The sequence below is a fragment of the Streptomyces sp. APSN-46.1 genome (genome assembly GCF_022815725.1).
Taxonomy (GTDB): Bacteria; Actinomycetota; Actinomycetes; order Streptomycetales; family Streptomycetaceae; genus Streptomyces.
The window spans coordinates 65,445-80,667 of the sequence record NZ_JALGRF010000017.1 but is presented as its reverse complement, the minus strand read 5'-3'; the positions used below and the strand labels follow the sequence as shown (position 1 = coordinate 80,667).

The 15,223-nt window shown below is 73.2% G+C and carries 13 protein-coding genes and 2 pseudogenes; 7 read left to right on the top strand and 8 right to left on the bottom strand.

Annotation, left to right across the window (positions count from 1 at the left end):
- On the bottom strand, positions 1-573 hold the full coding sequence (locus MTF65_RS29240; RefSeq protein ID WP_243631998.1) for a GNAT family N-acetyltransferase: 573 nt from the start codon (positions 571-573) through the stop codon (positions 1-3).
- A gap of 41 nt (positions 574-614) precedes the next feature.
- Between MTF65_RS29240 and MTF65_RS29235 the strand changes: the two genes are divergently transcribed.
- Positions 615-1,328 (top strand): hypothetical protein, encoded by a 714-nt coding sequence (locus MTF65_RS29235; RefSeq protein WP_243632042.1) that lies wholly within the window; start codon positions 615-617, stop codon positions 1,326-1,328.
- 11 nt (positions 1,329-1,339) lie between these two features.
- Here the strand turns inward: MTF65_RS29235 and MTF65_RS29230 are convergent, their stop codons facing one another.
- The 5 genes and pseudogenes from MTF65_RS29230 to MTF65_RS29210 form a co-directional block, all read right to left on the bottom strand.
- Complete coding sequence (locus tag MTF65_RS29230) at positions 1,340-3,397, bottom strand: prolyl oligopeptidase family serine peptidase (RefSeq protein WP_243631997.1); 2,058 nt, start codon at positions 3,395-3,397, stop codon at positions 1,340-1,342.
- Entirely contained in the window at positions 3,397-4,737 is a 1,341-nt protein-coding gene (locus tag MTF65_RS29225; RefSeq protein ID WP_243631996.1) for a M20/M25/M40 family metallo-hydrolase, read from the bottom strand. Before MTF65_RS29225 ends, MTF65_RS29230 begins: the two co-directional genes overlap by 1 nt.
- Position 4,738: 1 nt before the next feature.
- Positions 4,739-5,572, bottom strand: coding sequence for a M55 family metallopeptidase (locus MTF65_RS29220; RefSeq protein ID WP_243631995.1), 834 nt, complete (start codon positions 5,570-5,572; stop codon positions 4,739-4,741).
- A 303-nt stretch (positions 5,573-5,875) separates the two neighbouring features.
- Positions 5,876-6,319 (bottom strand): SRPBCC family protein, encoded by a 444-nt coding sequence (locus MTF65_RS29215; RefSeq protein ID WP_243631994.1) that lies wholly within the window; start codon positions 6,317-6,319, stop codon positions 5,876-5,878.
- 122 nt (positions 6,320-6,441) lie between these two features.
- A pseudogene (locus tag MTF65_RS29210) lies at positions 6,442-6,585 on the bottom strand (cytochrome P450); the annotation flags it as partial.
- Positions 6,586-6,673: 88 nt separating this feature from the next.
- Here MTF65_RS29210 and MTF65_RS29205 point away from each other — a divergent pair.
- The 3 genes and pseudogenes from MTF65_RS29205 to MTF65_RS29195 all read left to right on the top strand — a co-directional run.
- Positions 6,674-7,004, top strand: a pseudogene (locus MTF65_RS29205) (radical SAM protein); the annotation flags it as partial.
- A 112-nt stretch (positions 7,005-7,116) separates the two neighbouring features.
- Positions 7,117-8,751, top strand: coding sequence for an alpha/beta hydrolase (locus MTF65_RS29200; protein WP_243631993.1), 1,635 nt, complete (start codon positions 7,117-7,119; stop codon positions 8,749-8,751).
- A 24-nt stretch (positions 8,752-8,775) separates the two neighbouring features.
- Positions 8,776-9,204 (top strand): RidA family protein, encoded by a 429-nt coding sequence (locus MTF65_RS29195; protein ID WP_243631992.1) that lies wholly within the window; start codon positions 8,776-8,778, stop codon positions 9,202-9,204.
- Here MTF65_RS29195 and MTF65_RS29190 read toward each other — a convergent pair.
- Both MTF65_RS29190 and MTF65_RS29185 read right to left on the bottom strand, forming a co-directional pair.
- Positions 9,198-9,554, bottom strand: a complete 357-nt coding sequence (locus MTF65_RS29190; protein ID WP_243631991.1) for a hypothetical protein — start codon at positions 9,552-9,554, stop codon at positions 9,198-9,200. The two genes, MTF65_RS29195 and MTF65_RS29190, sit on opposite strands and share 7 nt — an antisense overlap.
- 74 nt (positions 9,555-9,628) lie before the next feature.
- Entirely contained in the window at positions 9,629-10,180 is a 552-nt protein-coding gene (locus tag MTF65_RS29185) for a HEAT repeat domain-containing protein (RefSeq protein WP_243631990.1), read from the bottom strand.
- Positions 10,181-10,613: 433 nt separating this feature from the next.
- On the opposite strand from MTF65_RS29185, the gene MTF65_RS29180 reads away from it, so the two are divergent.
- The 3 genes from MTF65_RS29180 to ccrA all read left to right on the top strand — a co-directional run bounded on the left by MTF65_RS29180 (position 10,614) and on the right by ccrA (position 15,199).
- Positions 10,614-12,410, top strand: a complete 1,797-nt coding sequence (locus MTF65_RS29180; protein ID WP_243631989.1) for a 3-hydroxyacyl-CoA dehydrogenase family protein — start codon at positions 10,614-10,616, stop codon at positions 12,408-12,410.
- A gap of 187 nt (positions 12,411-12,597) precedes the next feature.
- Entirely contained in the window at positions 12,598-13,425 is an 828-nt protein-coding gene (locus MTF65_RS29175) for a TetR family transcriptional regulator (protein ID WP_243631988.1), read from the top strand.
- Between the two features lie 400 nt (positions 13,426-13,825).
- Positions 13,826-15,199, top strand: coding sequence for a crotonyl-CoA carboxylase/reductase (gene ccrA, locus MTF65_RS29170; RefSeq protein ID WP_243631987.1), 1,374 nt, complete (start codon positions 13,826-13,828; stop codon positions 15,197-15,199).
- Positions 15,200-15,223 lie beyond the last annotated feature (24 nt).

The window sequence follows — 15,223 nt, the reverse complement described above, 5'->3', positions numbered from 1 at the left end:
TTACGTAAAGCCGTGGCCGGGAGCCGTCATCTCGGCGGTGATCGCCCAGCGTTCGTGGTCCCGCCAGGCCCCGTCGATGTGGAGGAAGTCCGGCGAGAGCCCCTCCAGCCGGAAGCCCCGGCCACGGACGAGGGCGATCGAAGCGGTGTTGCCGGGCTGGATGTTCGCCTCCAGGCGGTGCAGTCCGAGGCCCCCCTCCCGCGACGGGGCGAAGGCCTGCCCGAGGACCAGCCCGAGCGCCTCGCCGAACAGTCCGCGCCCGGCCGCGTGCGCGAACGCCCCGTACCCGAGGGCGCCGCACTGGAAGGCCCCGCGCACGATGTTGTTGACGTTGACGAACCCGGCGATGGCCCCGGTCTCCCGCTCGCACACCAGGAACCCGGCGCGCGCCCCGCCCTCGATCAGCCCGGTCGCGTAGGGCTCGTACTCCTCGACGGTGGTGGGCGGGAACAGCCACGGGTGGTGCAGGTTCCGGCTCTCGTGCGCGCGGGCGGTGAACTCGGGGCCGTCGGCGAGCCGGAAGGCCCTCAGCCCGACCCGCTCCCCCTCCACGAGGTACGTGAGATATGACATCGCCCCAGGCTAGGGCGTATGGCACGATCCCCTGTGTGATCATCGCCTCCCCCACCGAAGAACTCCTGCTCTCGGCGGCACGCAACAACGCCGAGTGGTGCGCCGCCGTCTGCCGCACGGGCGGCTTCGGGCCGCACGCGTGGAGCAGCGCGCACCGCACGCCGCCGCTCTACCCCGATGCGGTGACCCTCACCCGGGACGCCTCGGCCGCCGCCCTGGTCGCCGGGATCGACACCGGCTCCCCCGGCTGCTCGGTCAAGGACAGCTTCGCCGCGCTCGATCTGGCCCCGGCGGGCTTCGAGGTCCTGTTCGAGGCCCACTGGATCCACCGCCCGGCCGGCGCCGCCCAGACCGCCCCGGCCGCGCGGCCGGCGGCGCTCCGCTGGGCGCGGGTCACTGCCGCCGGGGAGCTGGCCGCGTGGGAGGCCGCCTGGGACGGCGAGGAGAGCACCGGCCTGTTCCACCCCGGCCTGCTCGGCGAGGATTTCGCCTTCCTCGCCGGCCACGACGCCGCCGGGCGGATCGCCGCAGGGGCAGCGGCGAACCGCACCGGCCGGGTCGTCGGGATCTCCAACGTGTTCACCGCGGCCGGCACCCCGGCCGACGAGGCCTGGACCGGCGCCCTCGCGGCGCTGTCCGGAATCTGGCCGGGCCTCGACGTGGTCGGCTACGAGTCCGGCGACGACCTCGACACGGCCGTCCACCACGGATTCACCCCGCTCGGCCCGCTGCGCGTCTGGCTGCACAGCGCCTGAGGAAACACCCCTCAGGGCTCCAGCCGCAGCCGCGGCACGTCCGGCCGTTCGAACCCGAACACCTGCGCGTACAGCGACAGCTCCGCCTCCAGCGCCCGGATCATCGTGTCCGCGCGCCGGAAGCCGTGGCCCTCGCCCTCGAAGGCGAGGTACGCGTGCGGAACCGAGCGGCCGCGCATCGCGGCCAGCAGGCGCTCGGCCTGGGCGGGCGGGCAGACCGGGTCGTCCAGGCCCTGGAGCAGGAGGAACGGCGCGGTGATCCGGTCGGCGCGGGCCACCGGGGAGCGCTCGCGGCAGCGTACGCCCAGGGTCTGCGGCGGTCCGGCCAGGCTCTCGGCGTAGTGGGACTCCAGGTCGTGGGTCTCCCGCGCGAAGCCGAGCAGGTCCAGCACCGGGTAGCTGAGCGCCGCGCAGGCGTACAGGTCGGTGGCGGCCAGCGAGGCCGCCGCCGTCCAGCCGCCCGCGCTGCCGCCGCGGATCGCCAGCCGGTCCGGGTCGGCGGTCCCCTCGGCGGCCAGCGCGCGGGCCACGGCCGCGCAGTCCTCCACGTCCACCACGCCCCACTGCTCGCGCAGCCGCTCGCGGTAGGCGCGCCCGTAGCCGGTGGAGCCGCCGTAGTTCACCGCGACGACCCCGATGCCGCGCGAGGTGAAGTAGGCGATGTGCAGGTCCAGTACGGGCGGCACGTGGTCGGTGGGACCGCCGTGCGCCCACACCACGTACGGGGGCAGTTCGTCCGCCGGGGCCCGGCGGGCGGGGTGGTGCGGCGGGTAGACGTGCGCGTGGATCTCGCGTCCGCCCGGGCCGGCGAAGGTGCGGCTCTGCGGCTCCGGGTAGTACGCCGGATCCACCCGGTCCGGCCCCGACGGGACGCCGCCGCCCACCACGCGGGCGTGCCCGGTGGCGATGTCCAGTTCGACCACCTCGTACGCGCTGCGCGGGCTGGCCGCGACCCCGTACACCCGCGTTCCGCTGGCGGCCAGCGTGGGCTGCCAGGCCGTCCACGGCCCCGCCGCGTCCACCAGGTCGCCGCTCTCCGGATCTAGTACGCCGAGCACCGAGGTGCCATGCCCGTGCAGGACGGCGATGAGCCCTCCGCCGGAGCCTTCGGCCTCGGTTCCGCCCGCGGGGAGCGGGGCGATCCAGCACAGCCCCGGCTTCCACAGCGCGCCGCCGAACTCCTCCTCCCGGGGGCACAGGTTGACGGCCACCGCTCCCGTGCCGGGCCGCGGGTCCACCCGGTACGGGTTCCACCAGCCGCTGCGGTCGCTCACCGCGAGGAGGCTCCCGTCGGCCGCCCAGTCCACCTGGGCCACGGCCTCGTCCGGGCCGCCGAGTACGGTACGGGCCTCGCCGAGCACCCCGTCCGCGGAGACCTCGGCGAGCAGCAGCTCGGTGCCCTCCCATGGCATCCGGGGGTGGTCCCACACCAGCCAGGCCGCGCTCCGCCCGTCCGGGGACAGCCGGGGCCCGGTGCTGAACCGGTGCCGGTCGTCCGTCAACTCCCTTACGAGGGAGCGTGTCGCGGCGGCCGAGCCGTCCAGCGGCACGGCGGCCAGGACCCGGCGCACGTCGGTCGGCGCCGGCCCGGTGAACTCCTCCAGCACGCACCAGACCTCGCCGCCCCGCAGCACCGGGTCGGCCCAGCGCAGCCCGCCGCCCACCGCCGAGACGGGGGTGAGCGGCCGCGGCCCGGGACCGCCGGGCGCGTCCGGCTCATAGGCGTACAGCCGCTGGTCGGCGAAGTGTACGAAGACCAGCAGCGGGCCGCCCTCGGCCCGCTCGGCCCCGGCCCAGGGCCGGCCGCCGTACTCGGTGACCCGGCTGCGCACGTTCCACGGCGCGGGCAGCACCGAGACACCGGGACCGCCGTCGGCCGGCCGGCGGACCAGAGTGCGGCGCCCGGCCTCCCGCGGGCGGGGCTCGGTCCACCACACCTCCGTGCCGACCGTGCCCAGGTACTCGGGGCGGCCGTCGAGCGAGGCGGCGTGCGCCGCGTCGATGGGCGAGGGCCAGCTGCCGTAGGGCCCGGCTCCGGCACCGGCACCGGCACCGGCCGGCAGGGCCATCACAGGGTCCGCAGCGCGTGGTCGAGGACGCGGACGCCGAAGTGCAGGGCGTCGACGGGGACCCGCTCGTCCACCCCGTGGAAGAGGGACCAGTAGTCGAAGCCGGGCGGCAGCTTGACCGGGGAGAAGCCGTAGCCCGTGATCCCGAGCCGGGAGAACTGCTTCGCGTCGGTGCCGCCCGCCATGCAGAACGGCACCACGCGCGCCTCGGGGTCGAACCGTTCGACCGACTCGCGCAGGATCCCGTACGTCCGCCCGTCCACCGGGGATTCGAGGGCCACCTCACGATGGTGGAACTCCCACGCGACGTCGGGGCCGGTGAGGGCGTCCATGGTGGCGATGAACTCGTCCTCGCCGCCGGGCAGCACCCGGCCGTCGATGTAGGCGGTGGCGTGTCCGGGGACCACGTTGATCTTGTAACCGGCGCTGAACATGGTCGGGTTGGTGCTGTTGCGCACCGTCGCATCGACCAGGACGGCGGCCGGGCCGAGCTTCCCGAGGACGCTGTCGAGGTCGAAGCTGCGGGCGCGCGGGTCCACCGTCAGGCCCTGCAGCGCCGCGAGTTCGGTGACGCAGGCGGCGACGGTGCCGGTGAGCCGGACCGGCCATTCGTACGCGCCGATCCGGGCCACGGCGGCGGCGAGCCGGCTCACCGCGTTGGCCCGGTTGGGCTTGGAGCCGTGCCCGGTGGAGCCGTGCGCCGTCAACTTCACCCAGGCGGTGCCGCGTTCACCGGCCGCGATGGGGTAGACGGCCTGGCCGGGCAGGTGCAGGGTGAAGGCGCCGGACTCGCCGAGACCCTCCGTGCAGCCCTCGAAGAGGTGCGCGTGCCGGGCGGCGAGGAAGCCCGATCCGTCGATCGCGCTGTCCTCCTCGTCGGCGGTGTAGGCGATCACGATGTCCCGCCGCGGCTTCGCGCCGGTCCGCGCCCAGGCCCGTACGACGGCCAGCACCATCGCGTCCATGTTCTTCATGTCGACGGCGCCGCGGCCCCAGACCACCCCGTCGCGGACCTCGCCCGAGAAGGGGTGCACGCTCCAGTCGGCGGCCTCGGCGGGCACGACGTCGAGGTGGCCGTGGACGAGGAGCGCATCCGCGCGGGGGTCGCTGCCCTCGATCCGGGCCACCACGTTGGTGCGGCCGGGGGTGCGCTCCAGGAGGACCGGGTCCAGGCCGGTGTCCGCCAGCCGCTGCGCGACGTACTCGGCCGCGGGCCGCTCCCGGCAGTCGCCGCCGCCCCGGTTGGTCGTGTCGATCCGGATCAGCCCGGAGGTGAACTCGACCACCTCGTCGAACGCCGCCCCGTCCAGGGCGGCGGCGGAGCCATCCGTAGCGCGCATGTCATCCATACTGCTCCTCCACGGCTGCCGCGACGACCGTCGTGACCGCCTTGAACGCCCGGATCCCCTCGTACATCGTCTCGGTGGTGTACGCTACCCTGCGCTCCCCGGAACGTTCGGCGCCGGGGACCACGGTGGCGGCCAGCGCCAGGTGTTCGGCGTCGAACTCGACCTCCACGGTGAACGGGCCGCGCGGCACCGGGTCGTGGCGGACGGCCAGCCCGGCGGCCTGCTTGGCGGCGGCCCGGATGTCGGCCGCGGTGCGGGCGGGGGTGCGGCAGACGGCCGCGTAGCGCGAGACGTGGTCCTTGACGGCGACGGTCACCGCGCCGGGCGCGTAGCCGGCGGCGTCGACGCAGGTCAGGTCGTCGCCGGTGACCAGGATGACGGGGACCCCGTACTCGGCGACGACCTGGGCGTTGAGCAGGCCCTCGCTCGCCCGGATCCCGTTGAGCCAGACGCCGGTGATGGAATTGGCGAGGTAGGTGTGGGCGAGGACGCCCTCGGCGCCGGCGCCGGTGTGGTAGCCGACGAAGGCGATGCCGTCGACGTCGCCGCGCTGGACGCCCTCGACCATGGAGAGGGACTTGTGGCGGCCGGTGAGCACCTCGGCCCGCGCGTCGAGCTTGTCCAGCAGCAGATTGCGCATGGTGGCGTGCGCTTCGTTGATCATGACCTCGTCGGCGCCGCCGTCGAAGAAGCCGAGGACGGCGGCGTTCACGTCCGAGGTGAACATCCCCCGGCAGCGCTCCCACTGGGAGGCCCCGGGGATCACGTCCTCGGGCCAGGTGACGCCCGTGGCGCCTTCCATGTCGGCGGAGACGAGGATCTTCATCGGGCCCCCAGGCGGTCGGCTGCGCGCGGTGCGGACGACACGGACGGGGTGCCGTCCGTGTCGTCGTCGCCGCGCCCCACCCTAGGCGTCCCGGGGAAGTGGGGCACGTCTCCACGCCGCCGCCCGGCACGGCACCTCGTACGGTCCTGGGCCGCGCCCGGGGCGGGCGGCTCACCTCCGCCGGGAAATCCACCCGATCCGGTGAGCCGCCCGGGTCCTGCCGTCGTCCTGGTACCCCGCGTCAGGGCGCCGGGGCGGCGGGGGCACCGGGGGGCACCGGGGGGGCACCGGCAACGGGGTGGGTCAGCCCTCGACTTCGGCGGCCAGGTTGGCCAGCACGGTGTCGTAGATCCGGCCGAGGCCCTTGGGCGCGAAGGTGCGCTCGAAGAAGCCGCCGATCCCACCGGCGCCGTTCCACACGGTGGTGACCACGGCCTTGGACTTGCCCTCCCCGGCCGGCGTGACGATCCAGGTCGTGACCATGGAGGAGTTGCGGTCCTTCTCCACCAGCTGCCCGTCGGTGGGCTCGGTCACCTCCAGCAGGCAGTCGCGGACGCGCTTGCTGGTGGCCTGGAGCTTCCAGTGGACGAGGGTGCCCTCGCCGTCGCCGCCCTCGCGCACCTCGTACTCGCTGAAGTGCTCGGGAAGCAGCTTCCCCCGGGTACCGGTGTAGTCCGCCAGCGCGTCGAACACCGTCTCCGCGTCGGCCGCGATGATCCGCTCCGTGGTGGCCTCGACCTGCGCCATAGCTGTCCTCCAGCAGTTGTTCTCACTCGTCACGGCGAAGCCAACCACCTCCGGGGCGGCTGCCCAAATCCGCCGCCGGGCCGGGGACCTCCCGCACGGTCACGGGAACATTTCCCGGGCCTTCACCCCTGCTCGATGTGGAGATGAATCGGGCCTCGCAGGATAGGGCTGGGCCGGTAGGGCGGCGGGTCGGCGACGAGCCGGGGTTCGTCGAGGCGGCGTACCAGCTCGATCAGTGCGATCTGGGTTTCCAGGCGGGCCAGTGGCCGCCGAACGCTCGCCCACGGCCGCAGACGACGGCCACCCGCGGGCAGCTCACGGTCCGGGGCGAAATGGCCCCGGCCGCAGACCCCGCAGCTGCGGGCGACCGTCCGGGCCGTCGCGGAGTCCGGCGCGGCCTGCGTGACACCCCTGGTACTCCATCTGCGGCCCGGGGCCCGCGAGTGGTTCACGGCCTGGCTGGGCGCACACCACCCCCGCCTGGTCGAGCGGTACGGGCGGAGGTACGCAGGCGGGTCGTACGCCGCTGCCCGGTACCAGCGGCAGACCACCCCGCCAAGTCCACGAACTCGCGGACGAATTCGGCATCGGGCCGGCCCGGCGCGGCGCCGCCCGGGAGGTCGTCCTGCCCGAGCGGCCGGCCGGACCCGCGCCCGCCGGGCCGAGCCGGCTCACCCCGCTGTGACCTCGGACGGCGGCCGAAGGGTCATCACATCGGGCCAATAGCGGGCGCAATCCCGCCTTCCCGACGCCGGTTCCGGGACGATTCGGCCCAGAACCCTCGGCTGGGAGGCCCCATGATCCGCCCCTCGATCCGCCCGCTGAAGAAGCGCGCCGCGATCCTTCTGTCGATCTCCGTCGCCACGGTCGCCTCGGCGCTCGCGAGCCCGGTCACGGCCGCTCCCGCGTCCGCGCTGGGGCCCGCGCCCGCGTCCGCGCCGGGGCCCGCGTCCGCCGCCGCGCCGCCGGCCCCGAAGGCCGCCGCGCTCCGCTGGTCGGGCTGTGCGACTCCCCGCTACCCCACCCTCCAGTGCGCCTCCCTCAAGGTCCCCCTCGACCATGACCGGCCCGCCGGGCGGCAGATCACCCTCGCCCTGACCCGCGTACCGCACACGGCCGCCACGTCCCAGGGCCCGCTGCTGGTCAACCCCGGCGGCCCCGGCGGCAGCGGCCGCGGGCTGGCCGGGTTCGTGGCCTCCGCGCTGCCGAAGGAGGTGGCCGCCCAGTACGACGTGATCGGCTTCGACCCCCGGGGCGTGGGCAAGAGCGAGCCCGCCCTCGACTGCGGGGCGGCCCACTTCACCCCCGTACGGCCGGACTCCGTACCGCGCGACGCGCAGACCGAGCAGGCCAACCTGGACCGGGTGCGGTCGTTCGCCGAGTCCTGCCAGTCCAGGCACGCGGACGTGCTCCCGCACATCGGCACGGTCTCCGCCGCCCGGGACCTGGAGGTGCTGCGCACCGCGCTGGGCGCCGAGCGGATCAGCTACTTCGGCTACTCGTACGGGACCTACCTGGGCGCGGTGTACGCCAAACTCCACCCGACCCGGGTGCACCGGCTCGTCCTGGACTCCGTGGTGGACCCGAGCGGGGTCTGGTACGAGGACAACCTCGCCCAGGACCAGGCCTTCGACGCCCGCCACAAGTCCTTCCTGGCCTGGGTCGCCCAGTACGACGAGACGTACCGGCTCGGCAGCGACCCGGCGGAGGTCGAGGACAGCTGGTACGCGATGCGGGAGGCCCTGCGCGGGACGCCGGCCGGCGGCAAGGTGGGCCCGGCCGAGCTGGAGGACACGTACATGCCGGGCGGCTACTACAACGGGTACTGGCCGAATCTCGCGCAGGCGTTCTCGAAGTTCGTGGTGGACCGGGACCCGAAGCCGCTGGTGGCGGCGTACGAGCGGTTCGGCGCGGTGGAGCCCTCGGCGGGCAACAGCTACAGCGTGTACACGGCGGTGCAGTGCCGGGACTCGGCCTGGCCGAAGGACTGGAACCAGTGGCGCGCGGACATGTGGCGTACGCACGCCAAGGCGCCCTTCATGACCTGGAACAACGCCTGGTACAACGCCCCGTGCGCGTTCTGGCCGACGGAGCCGCTGGCGGCGCCCGACGTGACCAACACCGGACTCCCGCCGGCCCTGCTCCTCCAGGCCACGGAGGACGCGGCGACCCCGTTCGAGGGCGCGCTGAGCATGCGGGAGAAGCTGGCGGGTTCGGCGCTCGTGGTCGAGCAGGGCGGCGGCAACCACGGGATCTCGCTGGCCGGAAACAAGTGCCTGGACGAGAAGGTGGCGGCGTACCTGAAGACCGGCAAGGCCTCGAACGCCACCTGCGCCGCCCAGCCCGCCCCGAAGCCGGCCGCGCTGACCCGCTCGGTCCCGCCCTCGGCGGGCGGCGCCGCCCTGCACGGCCTGCTGGGCTTCCGCGGCTGATCTTGACCGGGCAGGATTCCGCCCATGACCACTGCCGGCGCCAGCCACCTCACCCGTATCCCCGCTCCCGAGGGCGTCAGCCCGAGCCCCCAGTACAGCCATGTCGTCTGGGGCACCGGGAGGTTCATCGCCGTCTCGGGGCAGTGCTCCCTCGACGAGAAGGGCGAGGTGGTCGGCGCGGGCGACGCCGCCGTCCAGGCGCGGCAGGTGTTCGAGAACCTGCGCCGGTGCCTGGCGGCGGCGGGGGCGGGCTTCGACGACGTGGTGAAGCTGACGTACTTCGTCACGGACACGGCCCACCTCCCGGCGGTCCGTGACGCCCGCGCCGCCGTCATCCCGGCGGACCGCCTCCCGGCCTCCTCGGCGGTCCAGGTCTCGGCCCTCTTCCGCCCCGAACTCCTGGTGGAGGTGGAGGCCTTCGCCGTGGTCCCGGAGGCCGGCCGATCTCACTGACCCCCGAGGTAGACCCGGGTGGTCCCGCCTCCCAGATCCTGGAGGGTGATGCCGATGCTCTGGAGCATGGACCGGCGCTTGTCCCCGATGCAGGGCGGGCAGACCCCGCCACTGCGCGCGTTCGGCACGGTGTCGGGATCGGGCAGACCCAGGTGCGCGAACCCCGCGGGGGAGGGCGGCTCCCTCGGGGGCAGCGGGGTCAGTGCCCGCAGCGGCTGGTCCAGGCGCAGATCGGCGGCGAGCGCCTCCGCCTCGGCGTGGGGCACGGTGAAGGACAGGAGGTAGCCGTCACTGTCCCAGCCGTCCAGCCCGGCCCCCCTGACATCCTCGGCACCCGCCGGGATCTCCACACGCAGGTACGCGGCCGCTTCCTTTGGTCATGACCTCTCGGTACGTCAGCATGTGCCCCACTTCTACTGGCTGTTCAGGTCAGCCTACGCAGCGCCTCCGTTGCCGGGACCGCCAGGCGGGGGTGGGACTGGGCTCGTACCAGGACCTCGCGGGAGCGGGGGTCGGCCAGGGTGCCGAGGCCCTCGACGCAGGCCAGGGCGACCCTCCAGTACGGGTCGTTCGGCGCGAGTAGCCGGGACAGCGTGGCGATCAGTGCCGGGGCCGACTCCGGGGCCCGGAGCGCGGCCAGGAGCCGGACCGGCTGGAGGGCGTACGCCGTGCGGAGGCCGTTCGTCGCGAGGGCCGCCGCCGCGCGGGCGGTGCGCGGGTCGCCGAGTGCGGCCAGCGCCTCGGCGGCGGCCGCGCAGCGCGGCGGGTCCCGGTGGTTGAGGAGTAGCACCAGGGGCTCGAAGGCTCGCGGGTCGCCCGCCAGCCCCAGCCGGTACGCGGCCAGTTCGCGGGCCCACAGCGGCAGGCCGGGCGAGTGCAGCGAGGCCGCCAGGGCCTCGGGGTCCGCCGCGAGCAGCGCCTCGTACTCCGCCGACTGCCCCGATTCGGTCCGCAGGCGCTCCAGTACGTCGTTCACGCGGCCACCCTAGGGGCCCGCTGGGGTCGCCACGCCGGGTTCCCGCAGACCCCGCCGCACGGGCGTTTGATCGATGATCGATGATCGGTACATTTGGGCGGTACAGGTCACATCTCCGCACTCTGGCGGACCAGTTACCAGCGGGTTACTGTCCCTACAACACGTACGAGGACCGGCCTGGTGACGCAGCCGCCTCGTGCCAGTCGGTTCTGCACGACCTCACGGCGACCCCGGGACAGGGTTCCGCCGCCGCTTCCGCCCTCGGGCTTTCCCCTCGGGCTTTCCCCTCGGGCTTTCCCAGGGGTTTTCCCAGGCTTCTCCGCACGGCACAACGCATTGCATCGGCATCGCGTTCCGTTCCGTACGGCTTCCGCGCGCACTGTGCGCCGCGCGCCTTCCCCCAGTCGTCACCCTCATTCACTGGAGTCCCGCGATGGACCGTCCGTCCAGTCAGTCCACCCTCCAGACCATCGCCGTCGTCGGCCTCGGCACGATGGGCACCGGCATCGCCGAGGTCCTCGCCCGGGCCGGCCGCGAGGTCATCGGCATCGACATCAGCGACACCGCCACGCGCCGGGCCACCGCCGCCCTCGCGGCCGCCACGGCCCGTTCCGTCTCCAGGCAGCGGCTCACCGAGCAGGAGCGGGAGGGCGTGCTCGCCCGCTTCCGGACCTTCACCGAGCTGAGCGCCGCCGCCGAAGCCGACCTCGTCATCGAGGTCGTCCCGGAGAGCTACGAGGTCAAGCAGCGGCTGTTCCGCGAGCTCGACGCGATCGTCCGGCCCGACACGATCCTGGCCACCGGCACGAACGCCCTCTCCGTGACCCGCATGGCCGCCGAGTCGCAGCGCCCCGAGCGCGTGCTGGGCCTGCACTTCTTCAACCCGGCGCCGGCCATGAAGCTGGTCGAGGTCGTCTCCAGCGTCCTCACCGCCCCGCCCGCCGTCGAGGCGGTCACCGAGCTGGCCCGCGAGCTCGGCAAGGAGCCCGTCGCGGTCGGCGACCGCCCCGGTTTCGTCGCCGACGGCCTGCTCTTCGGCTACCTCAACCAGGCAGCCGCAATGTACGAGTCGAAGTACGCCTCCCGCGAGGACATCGACGCGGCGATGCGGCTCGGCTGCGGCCTGCCGATGGGCCCGCTCGCGCTGCTCGACCTGATCGGCGTGGACACGGCCCGCACCGTCCTGGAGGCCATGTACGCCTCCTCCGGCGACCGGCTGCACGCCCCGGCCCCGATCCTGGGCCACCTCGCCGAGGCGGGCCTGACCGGGCAGAAGTCCGGGCGCGGCTTCTACACGTACGAGGCCCCGGGCAGCACGGTGATCGTCCGCGATCTCCAGACGCCGCTGGACGGGTCCCTGCTGGGCGCGAGCCGCCCGGTCTCCTCGGTCGGCGTCGCCGGCTCCGGCACGATGGCGAGCGGTATCGCCCAGGTCTTCGCGCAGGCCGGTTACCCGGTCGTGCTGGCTGCCCGCAGCCAGGAGAAGGCCGATGCCGCGAAGGCCGCGATCGGCAAGTCCTTGGGCCGTGCGGTGTCCAAGGGCCGGCTGACCGAGGAGGCCGCGGCCCAGACGCTGGCGCTGATCACCCCGGCGGGCTCGCTCGACGCCTTCTCCGAGGTGGACCTGGCCGTGGAGGCCGTCGCCGAGAACCTGGCCGTCAAGCAGGAGCTGTTCGCGGGCCTGGACAAGGTCTGCAAGCCGGGCGCGGTGCTGGCCACCACCACCTCCTCGCTGCCGGTGATCGCCGTCGCCCGCGCGACCTCGCGTCCGCAGGACGTGATCGGCATGCACTTCTTCAACCCGGCGCCGGCCATGAAGCTGGTCGAGGTGGTCCGTACGGTCCTGACGGCCGACGACGCGCACGCCACGGTCCGCGAGGTCTGCGCGAAGGTGCGCAAGCACCCGGTGGACTGCGGGGACCGGGCGGGCTTCATCGTGAACGCGCTGCTGTTCCCGTACCTGAACAACGCGATCAAGATGGTCGAGCAGCACTACGCGGACATCGACGCCATCGACGCCGCGATGAAGCTGGGCGGCGGCTACCCGATGGGGCCGTTCGAACTCCTCGACGTGGTCGGCCTGGACGTGTCGCTGGCCATCGAGAAGGTGCTGCACAAGGAGTTCCGCGACCCGGGCCTGGCCCCGTCCCCGCTGCTGGAGCACCTGGTCGCGGCCGGCTGCCTGGGCCGGAAGACCGGCCGCGGATTCCGTGAGTACGCCCCCCGGTAAGCCGCGCCCCGCCCCCGGGCCAACCGAGCCGGATGCGTGGGGAGGGCTGCTCGGGTCCGCCGGACCCTCACGGCGGACGAACCCTCCCGACGAGCACTGTGTGCCCAGTGCCGGCCCTCCCCCGCATCCATTCCCGTCCCACCCCCCTCAGGCGCGCTCCCCCGCGCAAATGAAGTACTTTCGCTCTATGTCCCAGCCCGCCAAGACCTCGCCCCGCGCCGCCACCGCCTCCGACACCCCGGAGAGCCCGGCCGGCACCAAGGCGGCCGCACAGCGGCTCAAGATGCGCCGCGAGCTCGCCGCGGCCGCGATGGAGCTGTTCGCGACCAAGGGGTACGAGGCGACGACGGTCGACGAGATCGCCGCGACCGCCGGGGTGGCGCGCCGCACCTTCTTCCGGCACTTCCGCTCCAAGGAAGAGGCGATCTTCCCGGACCACGACGACACCCTGACCCGCGCCGAGGCGGTGCTGGACGCGGCCCCGGCGCACGAGCACCCGCTCGACACGGTGTGCCGCGGGATCAAGGAAGTCATGAAGATGTACGCCGCCTCGCCGGCGGTGTCGGTGGAGCGCTACCGGCTCACCCGCGAGGTGCCGGCGCTGCGGGAGCGGGAGATCGCCTCGGTGGCCCGGTACGAGCGGCTGTTCACGCGCTATCTGCTGGCCCACTTCGACGAGCACGAGCCGCACGACGGCAATGACGACCCGCTGCTGGCCGAGGTGGCCGCCTCCGCGGTGGTCACCGCCCACAACCACGTGCTGCGGCGCTGGCTGCGGGCGGGCGGGCAGGGGGACGTGGAGGCGCAGCTGGACCACGCCTTCTCGATCGTACGGAACACCTTCGGCTCGGGCATCGGCGCGGGCCGCACGCCGCACGCCGGCGCGCAGGCCCCGGCGGAGGAGGCGGCCGCGGTCCGTACGCAGGGCGAGGTGCTGGTGGCGGTGGCCCGTACGGACGCCCCGCTGGACGAGGTCATGCGCACCATCGAAGAGGCACTCAGACTCAAGCAGTAGTCGCTCACGTCACAGTGGCCGCTCCCGTTCCGGGGGCGGCCATTCGTGTTTGTCCGGCTTGCCCCTACTCGCGGGTAACTCTGATCGATCATCGCTCATCTGCGCAGGTCAATAGGCAAATGAGAGAAAGTTTTGGCACTGGGTGCCTTGCCGAGTGACACGGGGTGCCATACGTTGAATCTCGTCCGGACGTCCCCGCGGACCACGCCCACTCGGCAGTGGAACGCGCCCCGGATGCCTGCGTCACCAGGCACCGCACGCACGCCTCACCACGGGCGTCGCCAGCACAGCAGCACCCCAGCACAACAGCTCCGCCGAACCGACGGCACCCACCACCCCTGTACCGCGCACCCGCGTATCCCTCAGCGCACCCTCATCAGCGCTCGCCGGAGGCAATACCGTGAAGGACATCCTGGACGCGATCCAGTCGCAGGCCGCTACGGCCTCCGACTTCGCGGCCCTGCCGCTCCCCGACTCGTACCGCGCGATCACCGTGCACAAGGACGAGCAGGAGATGTTCGCGGGGCTCACCACCCGCGAGAAGGACCCGCGCAAGTCCCTGCACCTGGACCAGGTCCCGGTGCCGGAGCTGGGCCCGGGCGAGGCCCTGGTGGCCGTCATGGCCTCCTCGGTCAACTACAACTCCGTCTGGAGCTCGATCTTCGAGCCGGTGTCCACCTTCAGCTTCCTGGAGCGGTACGGGCGCCTGTCGGAGCTCACCAAGCGCCACGACCTGCCGTACCACATCATCGGCTCCGACCTCTCGGGCGTCGTGCTGCGCACCGGCCCCGGCGTCAACGCGTGGCAGCCCGGTGACGAGGTCGTCGCGCACTGCCTGTCGGTCGAGCTGGAGTCCTCGGACGGCCACAACGACACGATGCTCGACCCCGAGCAGCGCATCTGGGGCTTCGAGACCAACTTCGGCGGCCTGGCGGAGATCGCCCTCGTCAAGTCCAACCAGCTGATGCCCAAGCCCGGCCACCTCAGCTGGGAGGAGGCCGCCTCCCCCGGCCTGGTCAACTCCACCGCGTACCGCCAGCTGGTCTCCCGCAACGGCGCCGGCATGAAGCAGGGCGACAACGTCCTGATCTGGGGCGCCAGCGGCGGCCTCGGCTCGTACGCCACGCAGTTCGCGCTGGCCGGCGGCGCCAACCCGATCTGTGTCGTCTCCAGCGCACAGAAGGCGGACATCTGCCGCAAGATGGGCGCGACCGCGATCATCGACCGCAGCGCCGAGGGCTACAAGTTCTGGAAGGACGAGCACACCCAGGACCCCAGGGAGTGGAAGCGCCTCGGCAAGCGCATCCGCGAGCTGACCGGCGGCGAGGACGTGGACATCGTCTTCGAGCACCCGGGCCGCGAGACCTTCGGCGCCTCCGTGTACGTCACCCGCAAGGGCGGCACGATCGTCACCTGCGCCTCGACCTCGGGCTACAACCACGAGTACGACAACCGCTACCTGTGGATGTCCCTGAAGAAGATCGTGGGCTCGCACTTCGCCAACTACCGCGAGGCGTGGGAGGCCAACCGCCTGGTGTCCAAGGGCAAGATCCACCCCACGCTGTCGAAGGTCTACTCCCTGGAGGAGACCGGCCAGGCCGCGTACGACGTCCACCGCAACCTCCACCAGGGCAAGGTCGGCGTCCTCGCGCTGGCCCCCGAGGAGGGCCTGGGCGTCCGCGACCACGAGCTGCGCGCCACGCACCTCGACGCCATCAACCTGTTCCGTGACGCGCCAGCGGAGCGGACCAATTCAACCAGCCGCAACGTCTGAGACGCCTCAAAGGCCAAAGGGACA

Coding starts and splice junctions, on each gene's coding strand:
- MTF65_RS29200 (WP_243631993.1), top strand. CDS start 7,117: ATGATCCGCCCCTCGATCCGCCCGCTGAAGAAGCGCGCCGCGATCCTT.
- MTF65_RS29230 (WP_243631997.1), bottom strand. CDS start 3,397: ATGGCCCTGCCGGCCGGTGCCGGTGCCGGTGCCGGAGCCGGGCCCTAC.
- MTF65_RS29240 (WP_243631998.1), bottom strand. CDS start 573: ATGTCATATCTCACGTACCTCGTGGAGGGGGAGCGGGTCGGGCTGAGG.
- MTF65_RS29175 (WP_243631988.1), top strand. CDS start 12,598: ATGTCCCAGCCCGCCAAGACCTCGCCCCGCGCCGCCACCGCCTCCGAC.
- MTF65_RS29195 (WP_243631992.1), top strand. CDS start 8,776: ATGACCACTGCCGGCGCCAGCCACCTCACCCGTATCCCCGCTCCCGAG.
- MTF65_RS29225 (WP_243631996.1), bottom strand. CDS start 4,737: ATGCGCGCTACGGATGGCTCCGCCGCCGCCCTGGACGGGGCGGCGTTC.
- MTF65_RS29220 (WP_243631995.1), bottom strand. CDS start 5,572: ATGAAGATCCTCGTCTCCGCCGACATGGAAGGCGCCACGGGCGTCACC.
- MTF65_RS29180 (WP_243631989.1), top strand. CDS start 10,614: ATGGACCGTCCGTCCAGTCAGTCCACCCTCCAGACCATCGCCGTCGTC.
- MTF65_RS29215 (WP_243631994.1), bottom strand. CDS start 6,319: ATGGCGCAGGTCGAGGCCACCACGGAGCGGATCATCGCGGCCGACGCG.